This window comes from Pseudooceanicola marinus (assembly GCF_020177265.1).
In the GTDB taxonomy this organism is placed as follows: domain Bacteria; phylum Pseudomonadota; class Alphaproteobacteria; order Rhodobacterales; family Rhodobacteraceae; genus Pseudooceanicola; species Pseudooceanicola marinus_A.
This window is the reverse complement of record NZ_JAIVMC010000001.1, coordinates 166,919-184,963: the sequence shown is the minus strand read 5'-3', so window position 1 is coordinate 184,963 and position 18,045 is coordinate 166,919. Positions and strand designations below refer to the sequence as shown.

At 65.9% G+C, this 18,045-nt stretch carries 17 protein-coding genes; 9 read left to right on the top strand and 8 right to left on the bottom strand.

Features of this window, described 5'->3' with window-relative positions; genetic code table 11:
• Nucleotide 1 precedes the first annotated feature (1 nt).
• The 5 genes from LC066_RS00910 to pyrH all read right to left on the bottom strand — a co-directional run bounded on the left by LC066_RS00910 (nucleotide 2) and on the right by pyrH (nucleotide 4,364).
• Nucleotides 2-790: a phosphatidate cytidylyltransferase gene (locus tag LC066_RS00910; protein ID WP_224896161.1), complete on the bottom strand. Its 789-nt coding sequence runs from the start codon at nucleotides 788-790 to the stop codon at nucleotides 2-4.
• A 4-nt stretch (nucleotides 791-794) separates the two neighbouring features.
• Nucleotides 795-1,535: a polyprenyl diphosphate synthase gene (gene uppS / locus LC066_RS00905; RefSeq protein WP_224896701.1), complete on the bottom strand. Its 741-nt coding sequence runs from the start codon at nucleotides 1,533-1,535 to the stop codon at nucleotides 795-797.
• 105 nt (nucleotides 1,536-1,640) lie between these two features.
• The gene (gene frr / locus LC066_RS00900; protein ID WP_224896160.1) at nucleotides 1,641-2,204 is read right to left on the bottom strand and encodes a ribosome recycling factor; all 564 of its coding nucleotides are present in this window, start codon (nucleotides 2,202-2,204) and stop codon (nucleotides 1,641-1,643) included.
• A gap of 219 nt (nucleotides 2,205-2,423) precedes the next feature.
• The gene (locus LC066_RS00895; RefSeq protein WP_224896159.1) at nucleotides 2,424-3,287 is read right to left on the bottom strand and encodes an aldo/keto reductase; all 864 of its coding nucleotides are present in this window, start codon (nucleotides 3,285-3,287) and stop codon (nucleotides 2,424-2,426) included.
• 345 nt (nucleotides 3,288-3,632) lie between these two features.
• Entirely contained in the window at nucleotides 3,633-4,364 is a 732-nt protein-coding gene (gene pyrH, locus LC066_RS00890) for a UMP kinase (protein ID WP_224896158.1), read from the bottom strand.
• A gap of 110 nt (nucleotides 4,365-4,474) precedes the next feature.
• On the opposite strand from pyrH, the gene miaA reads away from it, so the two are divergent.
• From miaA to LC066_RS00860, 6 genes are all read left to right on the top strand, one after another.
• Nucleotides 4,475-5,347: a tRNA (adenosine(37)-N6)-dimethylallyltransferase MiaA gene (gene miaA / locus LC066_RS00885; protein WP_224896157.1), complete on the top strand. Its 873-nt coding sequence runs from the start codon at nucleotides 4,475-4,477 to the stop codon at nucleotides 5,345-5,347.
• 77 nt (nucleotides 5,348-5,424) lie between these two features.
• Entirely contained in the window at nucleotides 5,425-6,219 is a 795-nt protein-coding gene (locus LC066_RS00880) for a helix-turn-helix transcriptional regulator (protein WP_224896156.1), read from the top strand.
• A 342-nt stretch (nucleotides 6,220-6,561) separates the two neighbouring features.
• Nucleotides 6,562-8,202 carry an ABC transporter substrate-binding protein gene (locus tag LC066_RS00875; RefSeq protein WP_224896155.1) on the top strand — a complete coding sequence of 547 codons (1,641 nt, stop codon included), beginning with the start codon at nucleotides 6,562-6,564 and terminating at the stop codon, nucleotides 8,200-8,202.
• Between the two features lie 113 nt (nucleotides 8,203-8,315).
• Entirely contained in the window at nucleotides 8,316-9,359 is a 1,044-nt protein-coding gene (locus LC066_RS00870) for an ABC transporter permease (RefSeq protein ID WP_224896154.1), read from the top strand.
• Between the two features lie 13 nt (nucleotides 9,360-9,372).
• On the top strand, nucleotides 9,373-10,569 hold the full coding sequence (locus LC066_RS00865) for an ABC transporter permease (protein ID WP_224896153.1): 1,197 nt from the start codon (nucleotides 9,373-9,375) through the stop codon (nucleotides 10,567-10,569).
• 92 nt (nucleotides 10,570-10,661) lie between these two features.
• A complete protein-coding gene (locus LC066_RS00860; protein WP_224896152.1) occupies nucleotides 10,662-12,746 on the top strand; it encodes an ABC transporter ATP-binding protein in 2,085 nt (694 codons plus the stop codon).
• A gap of 97 nt (nucleotides 12,747-12,843) precedes the next feature.
• Here LC066_RS00860 and LC066_RS00855 read toward each other — a convergent pair whose 3' ends face one another.
• Complete coding sequence (locus LC066_RS00855; protein ID WP_222481013.1) at nucleotides 12,844-13,329, bottom strand: hypothetical protein; 486 nt, start codon at nucleotides 13,327-13,329, stop codon at nucleotides 12,844-12,846.
• A gap of 231 nt (nucleotides 13,330-13,560) precedes the next feature.
• Nucleotides 13,561-14,196, bottom strand: coding sequence for a lytic transglycosylase domain-containing protein (locus tag LC066_RS00850; protein WP_224896151.1), 636 nt, complete (start codon nucleotides 14,194-14,196; stop codon nucleotides 13,561-13,563).
• A 292-nt stretch (nucleotides 14,197-14,488) separates the two neighbouring features.
• Here LC066_RS00850 and ssb point away from each other — a divergent pair, with 292 nt between their 5' ends.
• Complete coding sequence (gene ssb, locus LC066_RS00845; protein ID WP_224896150.1) at nucleotides 14,489-15,034, top strand: single-stranded DNA-binding protein; 546 nt, start codon at nucleotides 14,489-14,491, stop codon at nucleotides 15,032-15,034.
• A gap of 13 nt (nucleotides 15,035-15,047) precedes the next feature.
• Here the strand turns inward: ssb and LC066_RS00840 are convergent, their stop codons facing one another.
• Nucleotides 15,048-15,239: a hypothetical protein gene (locus LC066_RS00840; protein WP_222481018.1), complete on the bottom strand. Its 192-nt coding sequence runs from the start codon at nucleotides 15,237-15,239 to the stop codon at nucleotides 15,048-15,050.
• A 175-nt stretch (nucleotides 15,240-15,414) separates the two neighbouring features.
• Between LC066_RS00840 and LC066_RS00835 the strand changes: the two genes are divergently transcribed.
• Together LC066_RS00835 and typA are read left to right on the top strand one after the other, a co-directional pair.
• On the top strand, nucleotides 15,415-16,122 hold the full coding sequence (locus LC066_RS00835; protein ID WP_224896149.1) for a GNAT family N-acetyltransferase: 708 nt from the start codon (nucleotides 15,415-15,417) through the stop codon (nucleotides 16,120-16,122).
• A 71-nt stretch (nucleotides 16,123-16,193) separates the two neighbouring features.
• A complete protein-coding gene (gene typA, locus LC066_RS00830) occupies nucleotides 16,194-18,008 on the top strand; it encodes a translational GTPase TypA (protein ID WP_222481022.1) in 1,815 nt (604 codons plus the stop codon).
• The last annotated feature ends 37 nt before the right edge of the window (nucleotides 18,009-18,045 follow it).

The following is an 18,045-nucleotide window of genomic DNA, read 5'->3' as shown; positions in this document are numbered from 1 at the left end:
GTTACCCCGCGATGAAGAACAGGCCGGTCCAGGGGCCGGTCAGAAGCAGCATGAGGGAGGCGCCCAGCATGCCGTCGAAGCGGTCCATCAGCCCGCCATGGCCGGGGATCAGGTTCGAGCTGTCCTTGACGCCCACGCGCCGCTTGGCCGCGCTTTCGGCAATGTCGCCCATCTGCGAGGCCATGGACAATGCGACCGAAACGCCCGCCAGCTGCACGCCCTCGCCCATCCACAGACCGAAGGCCAGGCCGACGAGGCCGGCCACGATCCAACCCGCGATGGTGCCCGACCAGGTCTTCTTCGGGCTGACACGCGGCCAGAACTTCGGACCACCGATCATGCGCCCGGCGAAATAGCCCGCCACGTCGGTCACCACGACCACCGCGACCAGCCAGCCCAGCCACAGCGCGCCCTGCCCGTCACGCAGCCCGACCATGCCGTAGCCGGCGATCAGGATCATGGCGCTGAAGGTCAGAAACAGCGCGCGCCGTTGCGGCAGCAGCGACAGCCCCACCATCGAGGGCGCCAGCAGGAAAGGCAGCGCGAAGCCCCCCGGCAGGTAGAGCGCCAGCGCCAGGCACCCGGCGGCCACGCCCCCCATCTGCAGAGGCACGTCGCGGCGCAGCGGCGCGCACATCCGCGCCAGCTCCCACACCATGCCGCCGCAGGCCAGGGCGATGAAGATGCGGAACCAGTGCCCGCCGGCCCAGATCAGGGCCAGCCCGCCCAGGACCATCACGATGCCCGACACCAGTCGCGGCGCCAGATCCGACCACTTGCGATCCGCCATGCCCCTAGCCCTTCGCGCCGCCGAAACGGCGGTCCCGCTTGCCGAAATTGGCCAGCACACCGGCGAAGACCTCGCGGGTGAAGTCGGGCCAGAGAGTGTCGATGAACTCGTATTCCGCATAGGCCGACTGCCACAGCAGAAAGTTGGAGATGCGCGCCTCGCCAGAGGTGCGGATCACCAGGTCCGGGTCGGGCAGCACGTAGGTATCGAGGTAGCGCGGCAGGGTTTCCTCGTCGACGTTCTCGGGCAGCAGGCGACCCGACGCCACGTCCTCGGCCAGGCGCTTGGTGGCGCGGGCCACCTCGTCGCGGCCGCCGTAGTTCAGGGCGATGGTCAGGTTGGTGCCGGTGCACTCGGCCGTCATCTCTTCCAGCTCGTCCATCAGCGCCTGCAATTTCTCATCGAGGCCCGGACGGTCGCCGATGAAGCGCACCCGCACGTTGCGGTCGCGCAGCGCGCGCGCCTCCTTGCGGATGTAGGACCGGAACAGCGACATCAGACCCGCCACCTCGATCTGGGTGCGTTTCCAGTTCTCGGTCGAAAAGCCGAAGATGGTCAGGTATTTCACGCCCAGATCCGGGCAGGCCTCGACGATCTCGCGCACGCGCCGGGCGCCGGCGTGGTGACCGAACAGCCGCGGTCGGCCGCGCATCGTGGCCCAGCGTCCGTTGCCGTCCATGATGATCGCGACGTGGCAGGGCCTGGGGCGATCACCCGACGTGCCAAGGGAGATTTCCTCGGCCATGGCCTCTTCACTGTCCGCCATGCGTGCTCTCTCCCCGTACGTCACAGGCAAAGGCGGACCCGGGCCCGCCTTTCTCCGGTCTTCGTCGCAGCCGCATGCCAGGTCTCAGACCTGCATGATTTCCTGCTGCTTGGTCTCCAGCGCCTGGTCGACCTTCTTGATGTAGGTGTCGGTCAGTTCCTGCACCTCGGATTCCCAGAACTTCTGGTCATCTTCCGAGAGGCCGTCGGCCTTGGCCTTCTTGATCTGGTCCATGCCGTCGCGGCGCAGGTTGCGCACGGCGACGCGCGCATGTTCGGCATATTGCGCGGCGACCTTGGTCAGTTCCTTGCGGCGTTCCTCGTTCAGTTCGGGGATCGGAAGCATGATGATGGTGCCGTTCATCTGGGGGTTGATCCCCAGGCCCGATTCCCGGATCGCCTTTTCCACCTTGTTCACCATCGACTTGTCCCAGACGTTGATGGTGACCATGCGGGGTTCCGGCACGTTCACGGTACCCACCTGGTTGATCGGCGTCATCTGGCCATAGGCCTCGACCATGACCGGCTCCAGCATGGAGGAGGAGGCCCGGCCGGTCCGCAGCGAGGCGAATTCCGTCTTGAGGTTCGCCATTGCGCCGTCCATGCGGCGCGAAAGGTCGTCGGTGTCGAGTTCGAAGTCTTCAGACATGGTGATTTTGCCCGCTGAGCTGGTTCTTCTTTCCGCAGCCTTCTAAGTCTTCGGGCCCGGGATGTATAGTGATTTGCGACAGATGCCCGGCAAGCCGCCGCTTTCGACGCGGCATTCGCCCCCTGCCCCGACGACAAAGGGCGCACCGCAGGCTCTGGCCCGCGATGCGCCCCTGATCCGGCTTTCCGGCCCCCGCAGGGACCGGCTTGCCCGGCTCGCTTACATCTTGCCGCCGTAGACGGGGAAGACGCTGGCGTCGCCGTAGTCCTTGATCGGCTCGATGTTCTTCAGCGCGTCCATGTCCTCGTCGGAGATGACGAAGTCCAGCTCGGCGTTGGATTTCATGTGCGCCGGGGTCGCGGTCTTCGGCAGGGCCAGCACGTCCAGCTGCAGCACGTAGCGGATGCAGAGCTGGGCGACGGTCACGCCGTATTTCTCGGCCATCGCCTTGATCTCGGCATTGTCGAGGATCTTGCCGTGCCCGATGGGCGAATAGGCCTCGACCAGCAGGCCCTTGGACTTGCAGTAGTCGATCAGCTCGAACGGGGTGTTCGACACGTGGCAGAGCACCTGGTTGATCATCGGCTTGACCGAAGTGTTCTCCAGCAGGTTGTCGAGGTCTTCCTTCTCGAAGTTCGACACGCCGAGGGCGCGGATCTTGCCGGCCTCGTAGAACTCTTCCAGCGCCTTCCAGGCCGCCAGGTTGCCTTCGAAGAAGCGATCATCGCCGGCAAAGTTTTCCCAGGGCTGCGGGCTGTGGATGATCATCAGGTCGATGTAGTCCACGCCCAGGGTGTCCAGAGAGCCCTGGATGGCTTCCTTGGCGGTTTCGTAATCCTTGGCTTCGGCGGCCAGTTTCGTCTGCAGGAAGATCTGGTCGCGCGGCACGCCGCTGTTGCGGATGCCTTCACCGACGCCGCGTTCGTTGCCGTAGGCCTGGGCGGTGTCGATGTGGCGGTAGCCCAGGTCGATCGCGGTCTTGACCGCATCGGCGACGACATCGTCCTCGATCATCCAGGTGCCAAGCGCCAGCTTGGGGATTTCGACGCCGTTCGGCAGGGTGGAGGTTTCTTGCAAGATCATCAGATTTGCCTTTCCTTTTCGGGCTCTGCGAGCCGCATCATGTCCCGGATCAGACACCGCGGGCCGACGTCTGCCGCAAGGGCGCGACGAGGGCGGCGTTGGTCCTGTCGTCGGGCAGGCGCGCCTTGGCTCTGGCAGCAGAGCACGGCATGCGCCTGTTCCTTGCCCAAAGATCTAGGACGGGACATGCCACAAGAAAACCGCCGGAAAGATCAAGGTACTCATGAGCAGGATACATGAATGACCTTCGGCGCGTTCGGCCACGCTGCCATCATAGCACGAAGGGCCGCCCGTGGGGCGACCAGTGTCTTTGAACCGAAGGTCTGACCTGTAAAGGTCGCGTGTTTAGTCGCGGACCACGGTGTAGGTGCCCTTGCCTTCCAGGACGCCCTTGAACCCGTTGGGTTCGTCCAGCGGGAAGACGATGATCGGCTTGTGGTTGTCGCGCGCCAGGGCAATGGCCGAGGCGTCCATGACCTTCAGATGCTTCTGCAGCACCTCGTCGTAGGTGACATGCTCGAACCGCTTGGCGTCCGGGTTGGTCTTGGGATCGCTGTCATAGACCCCGTCGACCCCGTTCTTGCCCATGAAGATGGCTTCGCAGTTCATCTCGTTGGCGCGCAGCGTGGCGGCGGTGTCGGTGGTGAAATAGGGGTTGCCGGTGCCGCCGGCGAAGATGCAGACCCGCTTCTTCTCCAGGTGACGCACGGCGCGGCGGCGGATGTAGGGTTCGGCCACCTCGTTCATGGTGATGGCGCTGATGACCCGGGTGTAGACGCCCAGACCCTCCAGCGAGCTTTGCATCGCCAGGGCGTTCATCACCGTGGCCAGCATGCCCATGTAGTCGGCCGTGGTGCGTTCCATCCCCTGGGCGCTGCCGGCCAGACCGCGGAAGATGTTGCCGCCGCCGATGACCATGCAGATCTCGACACCCATGTCATGAACGCTTTTGACCTCTTCGGCGATACGTTCCACCGTCGGCGGATGCAGGCCGAAGCCTCGGGGCCCCATCAGGGCCTCCCCCGAGATCTTCAGCAACACCCGCTTGTAGCTGGGCTCCTGAGCGGTTTCGGCCATGTTGCGCTCCTTCACGGCGGGGGACTAGGATCGCGCGCAAAATGTCGGAAAAGGCGGGCGGGTTCAATGCGCGAATTGGGACAACAGGCAGGCTTGGCAAGGGGACGCGGATGAGACAGGCGCCGGTGACGGATAGTGCCCGCCATGTGCTCATCGCCGGGCCCACGGCCTCGGGCAAATCGGCCCTGGCGATGGAGATCGCGGCGCGCGACGGCGGGGTGATCGTCAATGCCGATGCGCTGCAGGTCTACGCCAACTGGCGCCTGCTGTCGGCCCGCCCCTCGCCCCAGGAAGAGGCCAGCCTGCCGCACCGCCTGTTCGGCCATGTCGGGCGCCTCGCCCCCTACTCCACCGGCGCCTGGCTGCGCGAGGTGGCGGAGCTGCTGGAGGGACCGGAGCGGCTGATCATCGTCGGCGGCACCGGCCTCTACTTCCGCGCCCTGACCGAGGGGCTGGTAGAGATCCCGCCGATCCCCGAGGCAATCCGTGCCGAGGGCAACGCCCTGCGCGAGGCCGACCTGCCCGCGATGATCGCGGATCTGGACCGGCAGAGCGCCGCGCGCGTCGACCTGGCCAACCCCGCCCGGGTGCAGCGCGCCTGGGAGGTGCTGCGCGCGACGGGCCGCGGCCTGGCTGCCTGGCAGGACGATACACCGGCGCCCCTTCTGCCGTCCGAGCAGGCCACGCGGCTGGTGCTGGAGGCGCCGAAGGACTGGCTGACGCCGCGAATCGAGCGCCGTTTCGACCTGATGATGGAGGCAGGTGCCCTGGAGGAGGCGCGCGCCAACCTGGAGGGCTGGGACCCTGCCCTGCCCTCGTCCAAGGCGATCGGGGGGCCCGAGCTGATTGCCCACCTCCAGGGCGATATTTCACTGGACGAGGCCCGGGAGCGCGCCATTATCGGAACCCGTAGATACGCGAAGCGGCAGCGGACCTGGTTTCGCGCCCGCATGCGGGACTGGCAGCAGCTCACGCTTCCGTGATGCTTTACTTATCCCGACTGAACCGTTCTATTCCCGTCTAGGGACACTCGGGACACATACCAGAACGCTATTCGCCATTGGCTGATTACACGCCTCCAACGGTCAGAAGTCAGACCCTTTCACAGCTGTCCGGCCATGAGGACTGGCGGCTGACCCTGCCGCACGCGCGCAGCACACACCTGTTCCTCTTCCTGTCTAAGGGCCAGGGGCGCACCATCGTGCTGGGCCGGCGGCGCGGACTGACGATGAACACCGTCCTCTTCGTGCCGGCCGGCACGCTGATGATGCTGGACATCGGCAAGCAGAGTTACGGTCAGGTCGTCCAGATCCCCGCCGACGCGGGGCTGGTGCTGCCCGGCGATCCGGTGCAGCTGCGCGTCCGCGAAAGCATGGCCCAGGCCGAGCTGATCGCGATCATCGACGCCATGCAGCGCGAGCAGGCCACCCACCGCCCCTACGGCGCCGAGGCGCTGCAGGCCCATGCCGGGCTGCTGTCGGTTTGGCTGCGCCGCCTGCTGGCCTCCGAGCCGGCCCCCGTGGGCGCGGGCAAGGCCGCCGACCGGCTGGCCGCCGCGTTCTGCGCGCTGGTTGAACGCGACTTTCGCTCCAGCCAGTCGATGGCGGATTTCGCCGCCACGCTGGGCGTCACGCCCACCCACCTGACCCGCACCCTGCGCCAGACCGCCGGGATCACGGCGGCGGAAATTCTGACCGGCCGCACCCTGCACGAGGCTCGGGGCCTGTTGCAGGACGGCAGCCTGCCCATCGGCCTGATCTCCGAGATGCTGGGCTTCTCCTCTGCCGCCTATTTCACCAGGTTCATCCAGAAACATACCGGCAAAACGCCGACCGCGCTGCGCCGCCGCCGCTGACGCGCCCCCGCAAGGTGCCCCTACGTCGCCCGCCCGGATCGGCATCCGGCGCCGCTGCGTCATATTTTTGCATTCAAGATCAGATATTTGCCTAGAAACATCCGCCGACGAATGCCGCTAAAACAGACGCGACGGTGTCGCTTTCAGATGGAAGGCATGTCGTTTTTGACCTATGAAAAGGCGGAGACATGAATTGACGGGCGGGTCTTTTCCTGCGGGAATACCCCTCACAACAAGGTCCGCACCCGGCGAGGGTCAGCAGACGGGCCGATACCTTCGTCTTCGGCATCCGGGCAGAGACCGCTCGCTGCGCCGGGGATGGAACGTCACAGGGAGAACGACATGACGCATCACGACACGCCGCAGGGCCGCATTCACCCCGCGGCCCGCATGTACGCGGATGAATTCAAGGCCGGCAAGCTCAGCCGCCGCGAATTCATGGCCCGCACCTCCGCGCTTGGCGTCGCCTCGGCGGGCATCTACGCGCTTGGCGGGCTGGACCGTCCGGCGATGGCCCAGGCCACGCCCAAGTCCGGCGGCACCCTGCGCGTGCAGATGGAGACCAAGGCGCTGAAGGATCCGCGCAATTTCGACTGGTCGCAGATGGCGAACTTCGCCCGCGGCTGGCTGGAATACCTGGTCGAGTACCAGAACGACGGCACCTTCAAGGGCATGCTGATCGAAAGCTGGGACGTGAACGAGGACGCGACCGAATACACCCTGCACGTCCGCCCCGGCGTGACCTGGAACAACGGCGATCCCTTCACCGCCGAGGACGTGGTGTTCAACATCAACCGCTGGTGCGAACAGGGCGTCGAAGGCAACTCCATGGCCTCGCGCATGTCCTCGCTGATCGACAGCGACAGCGGCATGGCGCGCGAGGGCGCGGTGACCGTGGTGGACGATCTGACCGTGAAACTGGTCTGCGCCTCCCCCGACATCACCATCATTCCCGGCTTCGCCGACTATCCGGCCGCCGTGGTGCACCCGTCCTACGCCGGCGAGGATCCGGCGGAGAACCCGATCGGCACCGGCCCCTACCTGCCCGAAACCAACGAGGTCGGGGTGACCCAGGTGCTGGTGAAGAACACCGAGCACGACTGGTGGGGTGAAGGCGCCTACCTCGACCGGATCGAGTTCATCGACTTCGGCACCGACATGGCCAGCTGGGTCGCCGCCGCCGACAGCGACGAGATCGACATGACCTACCAGTCGACCGGCGAGTTCATCGAGGTGCTGGACGCCATGGGCTGGAAGAAGTCCGAGGCCGTCACTGCCGCGACCATCGCCGTGCGGTTCAACCAGGGCCAGGAACCCTACACCGACCCGGAGGTCCGTAAGGCGCTGATCCAGGCGGTCGACAACGAGGTGATCCTGGAGCTCGGCTACGCCGGGTACGGCACCGTGGCGGAAAACCACCACGTCTGCCCGATCCACCCCGAATATGCCGAGGTGCCGGGCATCCCCACCGACCCCGCCGCCGCAATGGCCAAGCTGGAAGAACTCGGGATGGCCGACACCGAGTTCACGCTGATCTCGATCGATGACCAGTGGCAGTCGGAAACCTGTGATGCCGTGGCCGCGCAGATGCGCGACGCCGGCATCAACATCAGCCGCGAGATCCTGCCCGGCTCGACCTTCTGGAACGACTGGCTGGTCTATCCCTTCTCCGCGACCGAGTGGAACATGCGCCCCCTGGGCGTGCAGGTCCTGGCCCTGGCCTACAAGTCCGGCGCCTCCTGGAACGAGACGGCGATGGCTAACCCCGAGTTCGACAGCCTGCTGGAACAGGCGCTGTCGATCTCCGACGCCGATAGCCGCCGCGAGGTCATGGCCCAGCTGGAAACCATCATGCTGGATGACGGTGTCATGGTGCAGCCCTACTGGCGTTCGCTGTTCCGTCACGCCAAGGACTACGTGATGGATGCGGGCCAGCACCCGACCTTCGAGATGCATCACTACAAGTGGTGGCTCGACACCTGATCCGCGATCAGACCGGGGCCATGGCGCAAGACAGGCCATGGCCCCTTTCACTTCCTGCGGCCGCCAAGAACGACAAGCCGGGCCCACCCGGACGCCACTGACAGGGACATTCCATGCTTCTCTTCCTCCTGCGACGGATCGGGGTGATGATCCTGACGGCGCTCTGCCTCAGTTTCATCGTCTTCTTCCTGACCAACCTTCCGCCCAACCTGGAAAAGATCGCCAAGTACGAAGGCAACGCCCGGATGTCCGACGAGGAGGTCGCGGGCTGGCTGGAGAACAACGGCTTCAACCAGCCGACGCTGGTGCGCTACGGTGAATGGCTGGGCGTGGTGCCGGGCTGGACGAACGACCGGGGCGAGCGCGTCACCGGGCGCTGCATCACGGGGGACCTGACGGCCGAGACGGCCCCCGCGCGCTGCGGCATCCTGCAGGGCTACTGGGGCGAAAGCCGGGTCTTCCGCGACGACGTGTCCAACATCGTGGCGGTGCGGCTGTGGATGACCGGCAAGCTGATGCTCTGGGTGATGCTGCTGATGGTGCCAGCGGCGCTGATCATCGGCGTGCTGGCCGGCATGCGCGAGGGATCGAAGACCGACCGCACCCTGTCCACCGTTTCCATCGCCACCACGGCGACGCCGGAATATGTCTCCGGCGTGATCCTGATCGCGGTCTTCGCCTCCTCTGCCGTGGGGCTGAAATGGTTCAAGGGCACGGCGACCTCGGCGATGGACAACGCCACCTTCGAGAATTTCTTCCTGCCGGTGCTGACCATCTCGCTTTACGGCATGGGCTATATCGCGCGGATGACCCGGGCGAGCATGGCCGAGGTGATGACCGCGCAGTACATCCGCACTGCGCGGCTGAAGGGCGTGAGTTTCCGCAACATCGTGCTGAAACACGCCCTGCGCAATGCGCTGATCGCGCCCTTCACCGTCATCATGCTGCAGTTCCCCTGGCTGCTGAACGGGGTCGTCGTCGTCGAGACGCTGTTCAACTACAAGGGGCTGGGCTGGGCGCTGGTGCAGGCGGCGGGCAACAATGACATCGACCTTCTGCTGGGCATTTCGGTCGTCTCGGTGCTGGTGGTCCTGGTGACGCAGCTGATCTCGGATATCGGCTATGTCTACCTGAACCCCCGGATCCGGATTTCCTGAGGAGGCGCGGCACATGGAACCTTTGTCCTGGGGCCAGATCGCCCTGCAACTCGCGATCCGCTTCGTCCCCGTCTGGGTGGCACTGATCGTGACCTTCACCCTGTCCATCGCCTACAAGCGCAAGCTGGGGCTATACGGCAAACTCTTTGACAACACCATCGGCATGGTGGGCTTCGGCCTGGTGATGTTCTGGGTCTACACGGCCCTGTTCGTGGGGGTCTTCGACATGATCATGACCCATGATCCGCTGTCCACCGCCATGGGCATGAAGAACGAACCGCCCGGCACGCCGTTGCGCAGTCCCGACGAGGGCGAGTTCGCCTATTACCTGCTGGGTGGCGATACGCTGGCACGCGATGTCTTCTCGCGGATGGTGGCCGGCGCCTGGGTGGTGATCCGCATCGCCCCGCTGGCCACGCTGTTTGCCTTCATGGTGGGGATCACGCTGGGCCTGCCGGCGGGCTATTTCGGCGGCAAGCTGGACAGCGCGCTGTCCTTCCTGGCGAACCTGATCCTGGCCTTCCCCGTCATCCTGCTGTTCTACCTGCTGGTGACGCCGGAAATGGTGGAAACGGGCATCCCCAGCTACATGGCGATCGTGCTGTTCCTCTTCCCGATCATCTTCCTCGCCGTGCTGATCAACTCGCGCTACCGCACGCAACCGCCGAAGCGGAACGTGATGCTGGCGGTGCTGATCTTCGTGCTGGGCTGGGCCTACCTGTCGCTGATCTCGGACCCGGAAACGCGGGTGGCCTTCCTGCCGCCCTGGCTTGACCTCTTCAACATCCCCGGGGGCATCCTGGTGGTCTTCGTCTCGGTGGTCTTCGTCAATGCGCCGACGGTCTTCCGCATCGTGCGGGGCCTGACGCTGGACATCAAGACGCGCGACTACGTGGCCGCCGCCCAGACCCGGGGCGAAGGGGCGTGGTACATCATGCTGTGGGAGATCCTGCCCAACACGCGCGGGCCGCTGATCGTCGATTTCTGCCTGCGCATCGGCTACACCACCATCCTTCTGGGCACCCTGGGCTTCTTCGGCCTGGGCCTGCCCCCCGAAAGCCCCGACTGGGGGACGACGATCAACCAAGGGCGCAAGCTGCTGTCGATCTATCCCCACCCCGCCATCGTGCCGGCCGTCGCGCTGCTGTCGATGGTGCTGGGTCTGAACCTGCTGGCCGACGGGCTGCGCGAGGAAAGCCTGAAAGACTAATCGGGGCAAAGCCGGGGGCGCTGCCCCCGGACCCCCGGGATATTTATGGCCACGAAATATGGGAGGCGCGGCGCCTTCCGAGGAGAGGTGTCATGAGCGACAAGCCCGACTATGACGGACCCATCCTGGAGATCGACCGGCTGTCGATCTCCTTCTTCACCCGCCTGCGGGAGATCCCCGCGGTGATGGATTTCTCCGTCTCCGTGCGCCCCGGCGAGGCCGTGGGCCTGGTTGGGGAGTCGGGCTGCGGCAAATCCACCGTGGCGCTTGGCGTCATGCAGGACCTTGGCGTGAACGGCCGCGTCGTCGGCGGCTCGATCAAGTTCAAGGGCCGCGACCTGGCCGAGATGTCGGACGCCGAGCTGCGCCACGTGCGCGGCAATGAGATCGCGATGATCTACCAGGAGCCCATGGCCTCGCTGAACCCCGCCATGCGCATCGGCAAGCAGCTGATGGAAGTGCCGATGATCCATGAGGGAATCTCGGAGAGCGAAGCGCGGGCGCGGGCGCTTCAGGTGATCGAGGACGTGAAGCTGCCCGATCCCGAACGCATCCTGAAGGCCTTTCCGCACCAGCTGTCGGGCGGCCAGCAGCAGCGGATCGTCATCGCCATGGCGCTGATGTCGAAACCCGCCCTGCTGATCCTCGACGAGCCCACCACGGCGCTGGACGTGACCGTCGAGGCCGCCATCGTCGAGCTGGTGAAGGATCTGGGCCAGAAATACGGCACCTCGATGCTGTTCATCTCCCACAACCTCGGGCTGGTGCTGGAGACCTGCGACCGGATCTGCGTCATGTATTCCGGCGAGGCGGTGGAGCGCGGATCCATCGAGGATGTCTTCGACCAGATGCGCCACCCCTATACCCAGGCGCTGTTCCGCTCGATCCCGCTGCCCGGCGCGTCGAAGACGGAACGGCCGCTGGTGGCGATCCCCGGCAACTTCCCTCTGCCCCACGAACGCCCGCCCGGCTGCAACTTCGGCCCGCGCTGCGACTATTTCGTCGAGGGGCGCTGTGATGCTCAGGACATCCGCATGGAGCGGGTCAAAGGCGACGAGCGTCACGAGACCCGCTGCCTGCGCCAGGAGGAGATCGACTGGGACGCGCCGCCGCAGGTCGGCGCCCAGCACCAGAAGGCCGAGGTTGGCCGTTCGGTGCTGAAGATGGAGAACCTGAAGAAGTACTACGAGGTCGCGGCCTCCGCCCTGTTCAAGGGCGGCGAGAAGAAGGTGGTGAAGGCCAACGAAACCCTGACCTTCGAGGCCCGCGAAAGCGAGACCCTGGCCATCGTCGGCGAGAGTGGCTGCGGCAAGTCGACCTTTGCCAAGGTCCTGATGGGGCTGGAAACGGCGACCGAGGGCCGCATCCTGCTGGACAACCGCGAGATCCAGGGCACCCCTATCGAAGCGCGCGACACCAAGACGGTGGCCGACGTGCAGATGGTGTTCCAGAACCCCTTCGACACGCTGAACCCCTCGATGACCGTCGGCCGCCAGATCATGCGCGCTCTGGAGGTCTTCGGCGTGGGCGCCAATGAGACCGAGCGGCGGGAGCGCATGCTGACCCTGCTGGACCTGGTGAAACTGCCGCGTGAATTCGCCGACCGGATGCCGCGCCAGCTGTCGGGCGGGCAGAAACAGCGCGTGGGAATCGCGCGGGCCTTTGCGGGGGATGCGCGCATCGTGGTGGCGGACGAACCGGTCTCGGCCCTCGACGTCTCGGTGCAGGCCGCCGTCACCGATCTGCTGATGGAGATCCAGCGCGAACAGAAGACCACGCTTCTGTTCATCTCGCACGACCTCAGCATCGTGCGCTATCTCAGCGACCGGGTGATGGTGATGTACCTGGGCCACGTGGTCGAGCTGGGCACCACCGAAGAGGTCTTTGCCCCGCCCTATCACCCCTACACCGAGGCGCTGTTGTCGGCGGTGCCCATTGCCGACACCTCGGTCCGGAAGAAGCACGTGGTGCTGGAGGGCGACATTCCCTCGGCGGTGAACCCGCCGCCGGGCTGTCCGTTCCAGACCCGCTGCCGCTGGAAGGACAAGGTGCCCGGCGGGCTGTGCGAGCGCGAAGTGCCCCCGATGCGCCAGTTCGGAGACCACCAGATCAAGTGCCACCTCAGCGAGGCCGATTTCGCCGAGATGGAGCCAGTGATCCAGATCGCCGCGGAATGACGGGCCCCTGAAACGACGGTCCCCAAAAACGGAAAAGGCCCCTGCCTATGGCAGGGGCCGGAACAGAGAGAACTCTGCCTAGCGATGTGGCGACCGATCAGTCGGCGGCGGCTTCACCCACGACGGCTTCATCGTCCACGACCGGCAGCTCGGCCACGTGTTCTGCGGCGACCGAAGCGAACTTCTCGACCATCGGGCCGTAGTAGGCTTCCGGATCGGTATTGCCTGCGATCGTATCGGCTTCCAGAGCGACGTTGAAGGTCGTCATGATTTCACCGGTCTGCTCATAGACGGCAACCTGGCCGGCCATGGTGCCCATGTCGGGCGTCATGTCCATTGCGAGGATCGAAGCCTCCAGGCGCAGGCCAAAGCCACCGTCGACGGGTTCGTCGAACTTGGCGCGCAGAGCGGCTTCAACATCTTCGTTGATGGTGGGGACATAGGCGGCGGGGAAATTGCCTTCTTCGACTGCGCTGGCCGGCACGTCGGCTTCGATCTCGGAGATCGGGCCGTCGTAGGCGAAGGCAGGGATGGCGGTCAGGGAAGCGGCGGCGATGGCGGGAATGATCAGTGCGTTGCGCATGATGGTGTCCTTTCTCTTTCTTCCTTTTGTGACACCGCCAACAGCCCTGAGTGAGCGCTGTGTCTGCGGCGGCGCCGTCATGTGGAGAGACAACACCGCCCCCTGTCCCGGGTTCCGGAAAGAACCGAAATTTCTATCCGCCCTCGGCGCCAAGCCGCGCAAACGCAAGAGGACGCCCCAGTCGGGGCATCCAAAAAATCATATCTTTTCAGACGGTTGCAAGGGAGCTAATCAGCTTCCCCAGATTGTCTTCACGTAAGCTTGAGTTTCCGCATAGGGCGGGATGCCACCGTGCCGCTGCACCGCCTTGGGGCCGGCGTTGTAGGCCGCAAGCGCCAGAGGCCAGCTGCCGAAGGCGCGATATTGCTCTGCCAGATAGCGGGCGCCGCCATCGAGATTCTGGTAGGGGTCGGTCGCATCGACCTTCAGCAGCCGTGCCGTCCCCGGCATCAGCTGCGCCAGACCAATGGCCCCCTTGTGCGAGACGGCAGCGGCGTTCCAGTTGCTTTCCTGCTGCACCAGCCGCAGGAAGACGCCTTCGGGCACGTTGTGGCGCTGCGCGGCGGAACGCGCCATGTCCAGGTAGGGCCCGGAATAGGCGCCCTCCCAGACGTCATCCCACTTGGTCGGCGTGCGGATCGCCTGGGGCGTCAGCCGGACCGAGGCCGCATATTGCGATGCCGCACGTTGATCCAGCAGCCGGGTCTGGGCGCCGAACTGCTTCTTGCGGGCCTGCGAGGCCAGGACATCCGCCGCCGCGGGTGCGGCAAGACCGGCGGCCAGGGCACAGCCAAGGGCGACGGTCACGACGCGGGGGGCCGAACGTCCCGAGGGCCTGCGTGGCGTGGCAAGAAAGCGGCTGTACATGCGGCATCCCTCCGGAAACTGTCGAAACCTTGATAAATCGGCGCGATCCTAGCGGCGGCGGAGGGGTTTTGCACCCCTTTCCTGCCCCGGCGGCGGCTCTTTGCCCTTCGCCGGCCTGCCCGCCCCGGCGGCATCACCGCTGCCCGGCACCGGGTTAACCCGAACACCCACAGCAAGCGGCTTGCCCTTTCACGCCCGCTTTGATGTAACGCTCTGAACATCGGCCCTGACTCGGGGCCCCAATGCGGGGTACGCTCCCCGGGACAGTACGAAACACGAGGGGAGACGCACCATGGCAGGTTCCGTCAACAAGGTCATCCTGATCGGCAATCTGGGGCGCGACCCCGAGGTGCGGTCGTTCCAGAACGGCGGCAAGGTCTGCAACCTGCGGATCGCCACGTCGGAGAACTGGAAGGATCGCAACACCGGCGAACGTCGCGAACGCACCGAATGGCATTCGGTCGCCATCTTTTCCGAGCCGCTGGTCCGCGTGGCGGAACAGTATCTGCGCAAGGGCTCGAAGGTCTACATCGAGGGCAAGCTGGAAACGCGCAAGTGGCAGGACCAGTCCGGCCAGGACCGGTATTCGACCGAGGTCGTGCTGCGTCCCTACCAGTCCGAGCTGACCATGCTCGACGGTCGCGGTGAAGGCGGCGGCGGTGGTGGTGGCGGCAGCTACGGTGGCGGCCAGGGCGGCGGCGGCTACGGTGGTGGCGGCGGCGGTTACGACGACCGCGGCGGCGCCGGTGGCGGCTATGATGACCGTGGCGGCTTCGGCGGCGGGTCCGGCGGCGGCGGTGGCCGCAACAGCGACCTGGACGACGAGATCCCGTTCTGATCCGACGCCCGGCCTAGCGCCACAGCGCCTCGGCCAGGGTCAGCGCCAGCCAGACCGGCGGCGCCAGACACAGAAACACCAGCAGGGCCGCCCGCCACGTCGGGCGGCCCTGTTGCGTTTCGGGCAGGGACGTCGGGCATCGGGCGCGCGGTTTCATCCCGCCATTAACCCTGAGATAGGTTTTCACGCCCTTAACATGGGTCATGTTGCACGCCCGCCCCCCTGCCGCGCTGGTCCCCCCGGCGCCCCCGAAGTCATCCGCCCCGGAGGATGCCCCGGAAAACAGCGGAGGCTGGCGGATGCACCGCCATCCGCATTACGCCACGACGCTCACCCAGATCGGTGCGCAGGTCTCGCGGTCTCCCGATGGAGCGCTTGCAGTGACGCGCCGACTGGGGCCGATGCGCATCCTGTGGCTGCCTGACCCCGCCGTCCCGCCCGATCTGCGCTCCCTGCCCGGCCCGGCCCTGATCTCAGCCGGGGATGCCGCGATGGATACCGCCCTCAGGGGCAGTGGCGCGATCCGGGTGATGACGCCGCAATCGCGGGCGGTTCTGACCCTCTTGCAGGACGAAGACCGGCAACGCGCAGGGCTGGCCCAGAAATGGCGCAACCGCCTGAACCGGGCAGACAAGTCCGGGCTGCGCCTGCGGCACGGCCCCCTGCCCCGCGATCCGCAGCACTGGCTGCTGTCGGCAGAGGCCGCACAACAGCGCGCGCGCGGGTATCGCGCCCTGCCCCCCGCCTTTGCCCTGACCTGGCCGGAGACGCGACTGTTCACGGCCACCTGGAATGGCGAGGCAATCGCCGCCATGCTTTTCCTGCTGCACACCCCCGGCGCCAGCTACCACATCGGGTGGAGCGGAGAGACGGGCCGCCGCCTGTCGGCCCATACGCTACTGCTGTGGACCGCGATGCGCTGGCTGACGGCGCGGGGCATCACGCGGCTGGACCTCGGCCCGGTGGATCGCGACCGTGCCCCAGGCCTCCTGCGGTTCAAGCTGGGCAGCGGCGCCCGTGTCGCGGATACGGGCCATACCTGGTTCCATAGCCGGTTTTCTGCACCGCTTGGCCGCTGTCTCGGCTGATCCCCGCTTTGGGCCTTTCTTTTCTGGCCATACCGGGCTAGGGCCTGCGCGAGACCCTAAGAGGACCCCACATGGATCTGCGCAATATCGCCATCATCGCCCACGTCGACCACGGCAAGACCACGCTCGTTGACGAACTGCTGAAACAATCCGGCGCCTTCCGCGCCAACCAGGCCGTTGCCGAACGCGCCATGGACAGCAACGACCTGGAACGCGAGCGCGGCATCACCATTCTCGCCAAGGCCACCTCGGTCGAATGGAAGAACACCCGCATCAACATCGTCGACACCCCTGGCCACGCCGATTTCGGCGCCGAGGTGGAACGGATCCTCTCGATGGTCGACGGCGTGGTCCTGCTGGTCGATGCCGCCGAAGGCCCGATGCCCCAGACCAAGTTCGTGACCTCCAAGGCGCTGGCCCTGGGCCTGCGTCCGATCGTGGTGCTGAACAAAGTCGATAAGCCCGACGCCGAGCCCGACCGCGCGCTGGACGAGGTCTTTGACCTGTTCTCGGCGCTGGATGCGAACGAGGATCAGCTCGACTTCCCGCATATGTACGCCTCCGGCCGTTCCGGCTGGGCCGACAATGAACTTGACGGCCCGCGCAAGAACCTGGACGCGCTGTTCAACCTGATCGTCAACCACGTGCCCAAGCCCAAGCAGCAGGCGCACCAGGACGACGATTTCCGCATGCTGGCCGTGACCCTGGGCGCCGACCCCTTCGTGGGCCGCATGCTGACCGGCCGCGTGGAATCCGGCAAGCTGAAGGTCGGCCAGACCGTTCAGGCCATTTCCCGCATCGGCCAGAAGGTCGAACAGTTCCGCGTGACCAAGATCCAGGCCTTCCGCGGCCTGATGCAGCAGGACATCGAGGAAGCCGTCGCCGGCGACATCGTCAGCATCGCCGGCATGACCAAGGCGACCGTGGCCGACACGATCTGTGCCCTGGCCGTGGACGAGCCGCTGGAAGCCCAGCCGATCGACCCGCCGACCATCACCGTCACCTTCGGCATCAACGACAGCCCGCTGGCCGGCCGTGACGGCAAGAAGGTGCAGTCCCGCGTCATCCGCGACCGCCTGATGAAGGAAGCCGAGACCAACGTCGCGATCAAGGTCGCCGATACCCCCGGCGGCGAGGCCTTCGAGGTGTCGGGCCGGGGCGAGCTTCAGATGGGTGTTCTGATCGAGAACATGCGCCGCGAAGGCTTCGAGCTGTCGATCTCGCGTCCGCAGGTGATCCTGCGCGAGGAAGACGGCCAGAAGATGGAGCCGATCGAGGAAGCCACCATCGACGTCGATGACGAATACTCCGGCGCGGTGATCGAGAAGCTGACCGGCGCCCGCAAGGGGGACCTGGTGGAGATGAAGCAGGCGGGCGCGGGCAAGACCCGGATCATCGCCCATGTGCCGTCTCGCGGGCTGATCGGCTATCACGGCGAGTTCCTGACCGACACCCGCGGCACCGGCGTGCTGAACCGCGTGTTCCACTCCTGGGCGCCGTTCAAGGGGCCGATCCCGGGGCGTCGCGCCGGCGTGCTGATCTCGATGGAACAGGGACAGGCCGTGGCCTATGCCCTGTGGAACCTCGAAGATCGCGGTCGCATGTTCATCGGCGCCCAGGCGGACATCTACCAGGGCATGATCATCGGCGAGCATAGCCGCGAGAACGACCTGGAAGTGAACCCGCTGAAGGGCAAGAAGCTGACCAACGTGCGGGCGTCGGGCTCGGACGACGCGGTGCGCCTGACCACCCCGATCACCCTGTCGCTGGAAGAGGCCATCGCCTACATCAACGACGACGAGCTGGTCGAGGTGACGCCGAACGCGATCCGCCTGCGCAAGCGGTTCCTGGACCCGCATGAGCGCAAGCGCGCCGCGAAGTCCTGATCGGGTCTGGCCGCGCGACCGCGCGGCCATGCCTTCG

Coding starts and splice junctions, on each gene's coding strand:
- frr (WP_224896160.1), bottom strand. CDS start 2,204: ATGTCTGAAGACTTCGAACTCGACACCGACGACCTTTCGCGCCGCATG.
- LC066_RS00865 (WP_224896153.1), top strand. CDS start 9,373: ATGGAACCTTTGTCCTGGGGCCAGATCGCCCTGCAACTCGCGATCCGC.
- LC066_RS00860 (WP_224896152.1), top strand. CDS start 10,662: ATGAGCGACAAGCCCGACTATGACGGACCCATCCTGGAGATCGACCGG.
- miaA (WP_224896157.1), top strand. CDS start 4,475: ATGAGACAGGCGCCGGTGACGGATAGTGCCCGCCATGTGCTCATCGCC.
- uppS (WP_224896701.1), bottom strand. CDS start 1,535: ATGGCCGAGGAAATCTCCCTTGGCACGTCGGGTGATCGCCCCAGGCCC.
- LC066_RS00910 (WP_224896161.1), bottom strand. CDS start 790: ATGGCGGATCGCAAGTGGTCGGATCTGGCGCCGCGACTGGTGTCGGGC.
- LC066_RS00850 (WP_224896151.1), bottom strand. CDS start 14,196: ATGTACAGCCGCTTTCTTGCCACGCCACGCAGGCCCTCGGGACGTTCG.
- pyrH (WP_224896158.1), bottom strand. CDS start 4,364: ATGGCCGAAACCGCTCAGGAGCCCAGCTACAAGCGGGTGTTGCTGAAG.
- LC066_RS00870 (WP_224896154.1), top strand. CDS start 8,316: ATGCTTCTCTTCCTCCTGCGACGGATCGGGGTGATGATCCTGACGGCG.
- LC066_RS00875 (WP_224896155.1), top strand. CDS start 6,562: ATGACGCATCACGACACGCCGCAGGGCCGCATTCACCCCGCGGCCCGC.
- ssb (WP_224896150.1), top strand. CDS start 14,489: ATGGCAGGTTCCGTCAACAAGGTCATCCTGATCGGCAATCTGGGGCGC.
- LC066_RS00840 (WP_222481018.1), bottom strand. CDS start 15,239: ATGACCCATGTTAAGGGCGTGAAAACCTATCTCAGGGTTAATGGCGGG.
- LC066_RS00855 (WP_222481013.1), bottom strand. CDS start 13,329: ATGCGCAACGCACTGATCATTCCCGCCATCGCCGCCGCTTCCCTGACC.
- LC066_RS00895 (WP_224896159.1), bottom strand. CDS start 3,287: ATGATCTTGCAAGAAACCTCCACCCTGCCGAACGGCGTCGAAATCCCC.
- typA (WP_222481022.1), top strand. CDS start 16,194: ATGGATCTGCGCAATATCGCCATCATCGCCCACGTCGACCACGGCAAG.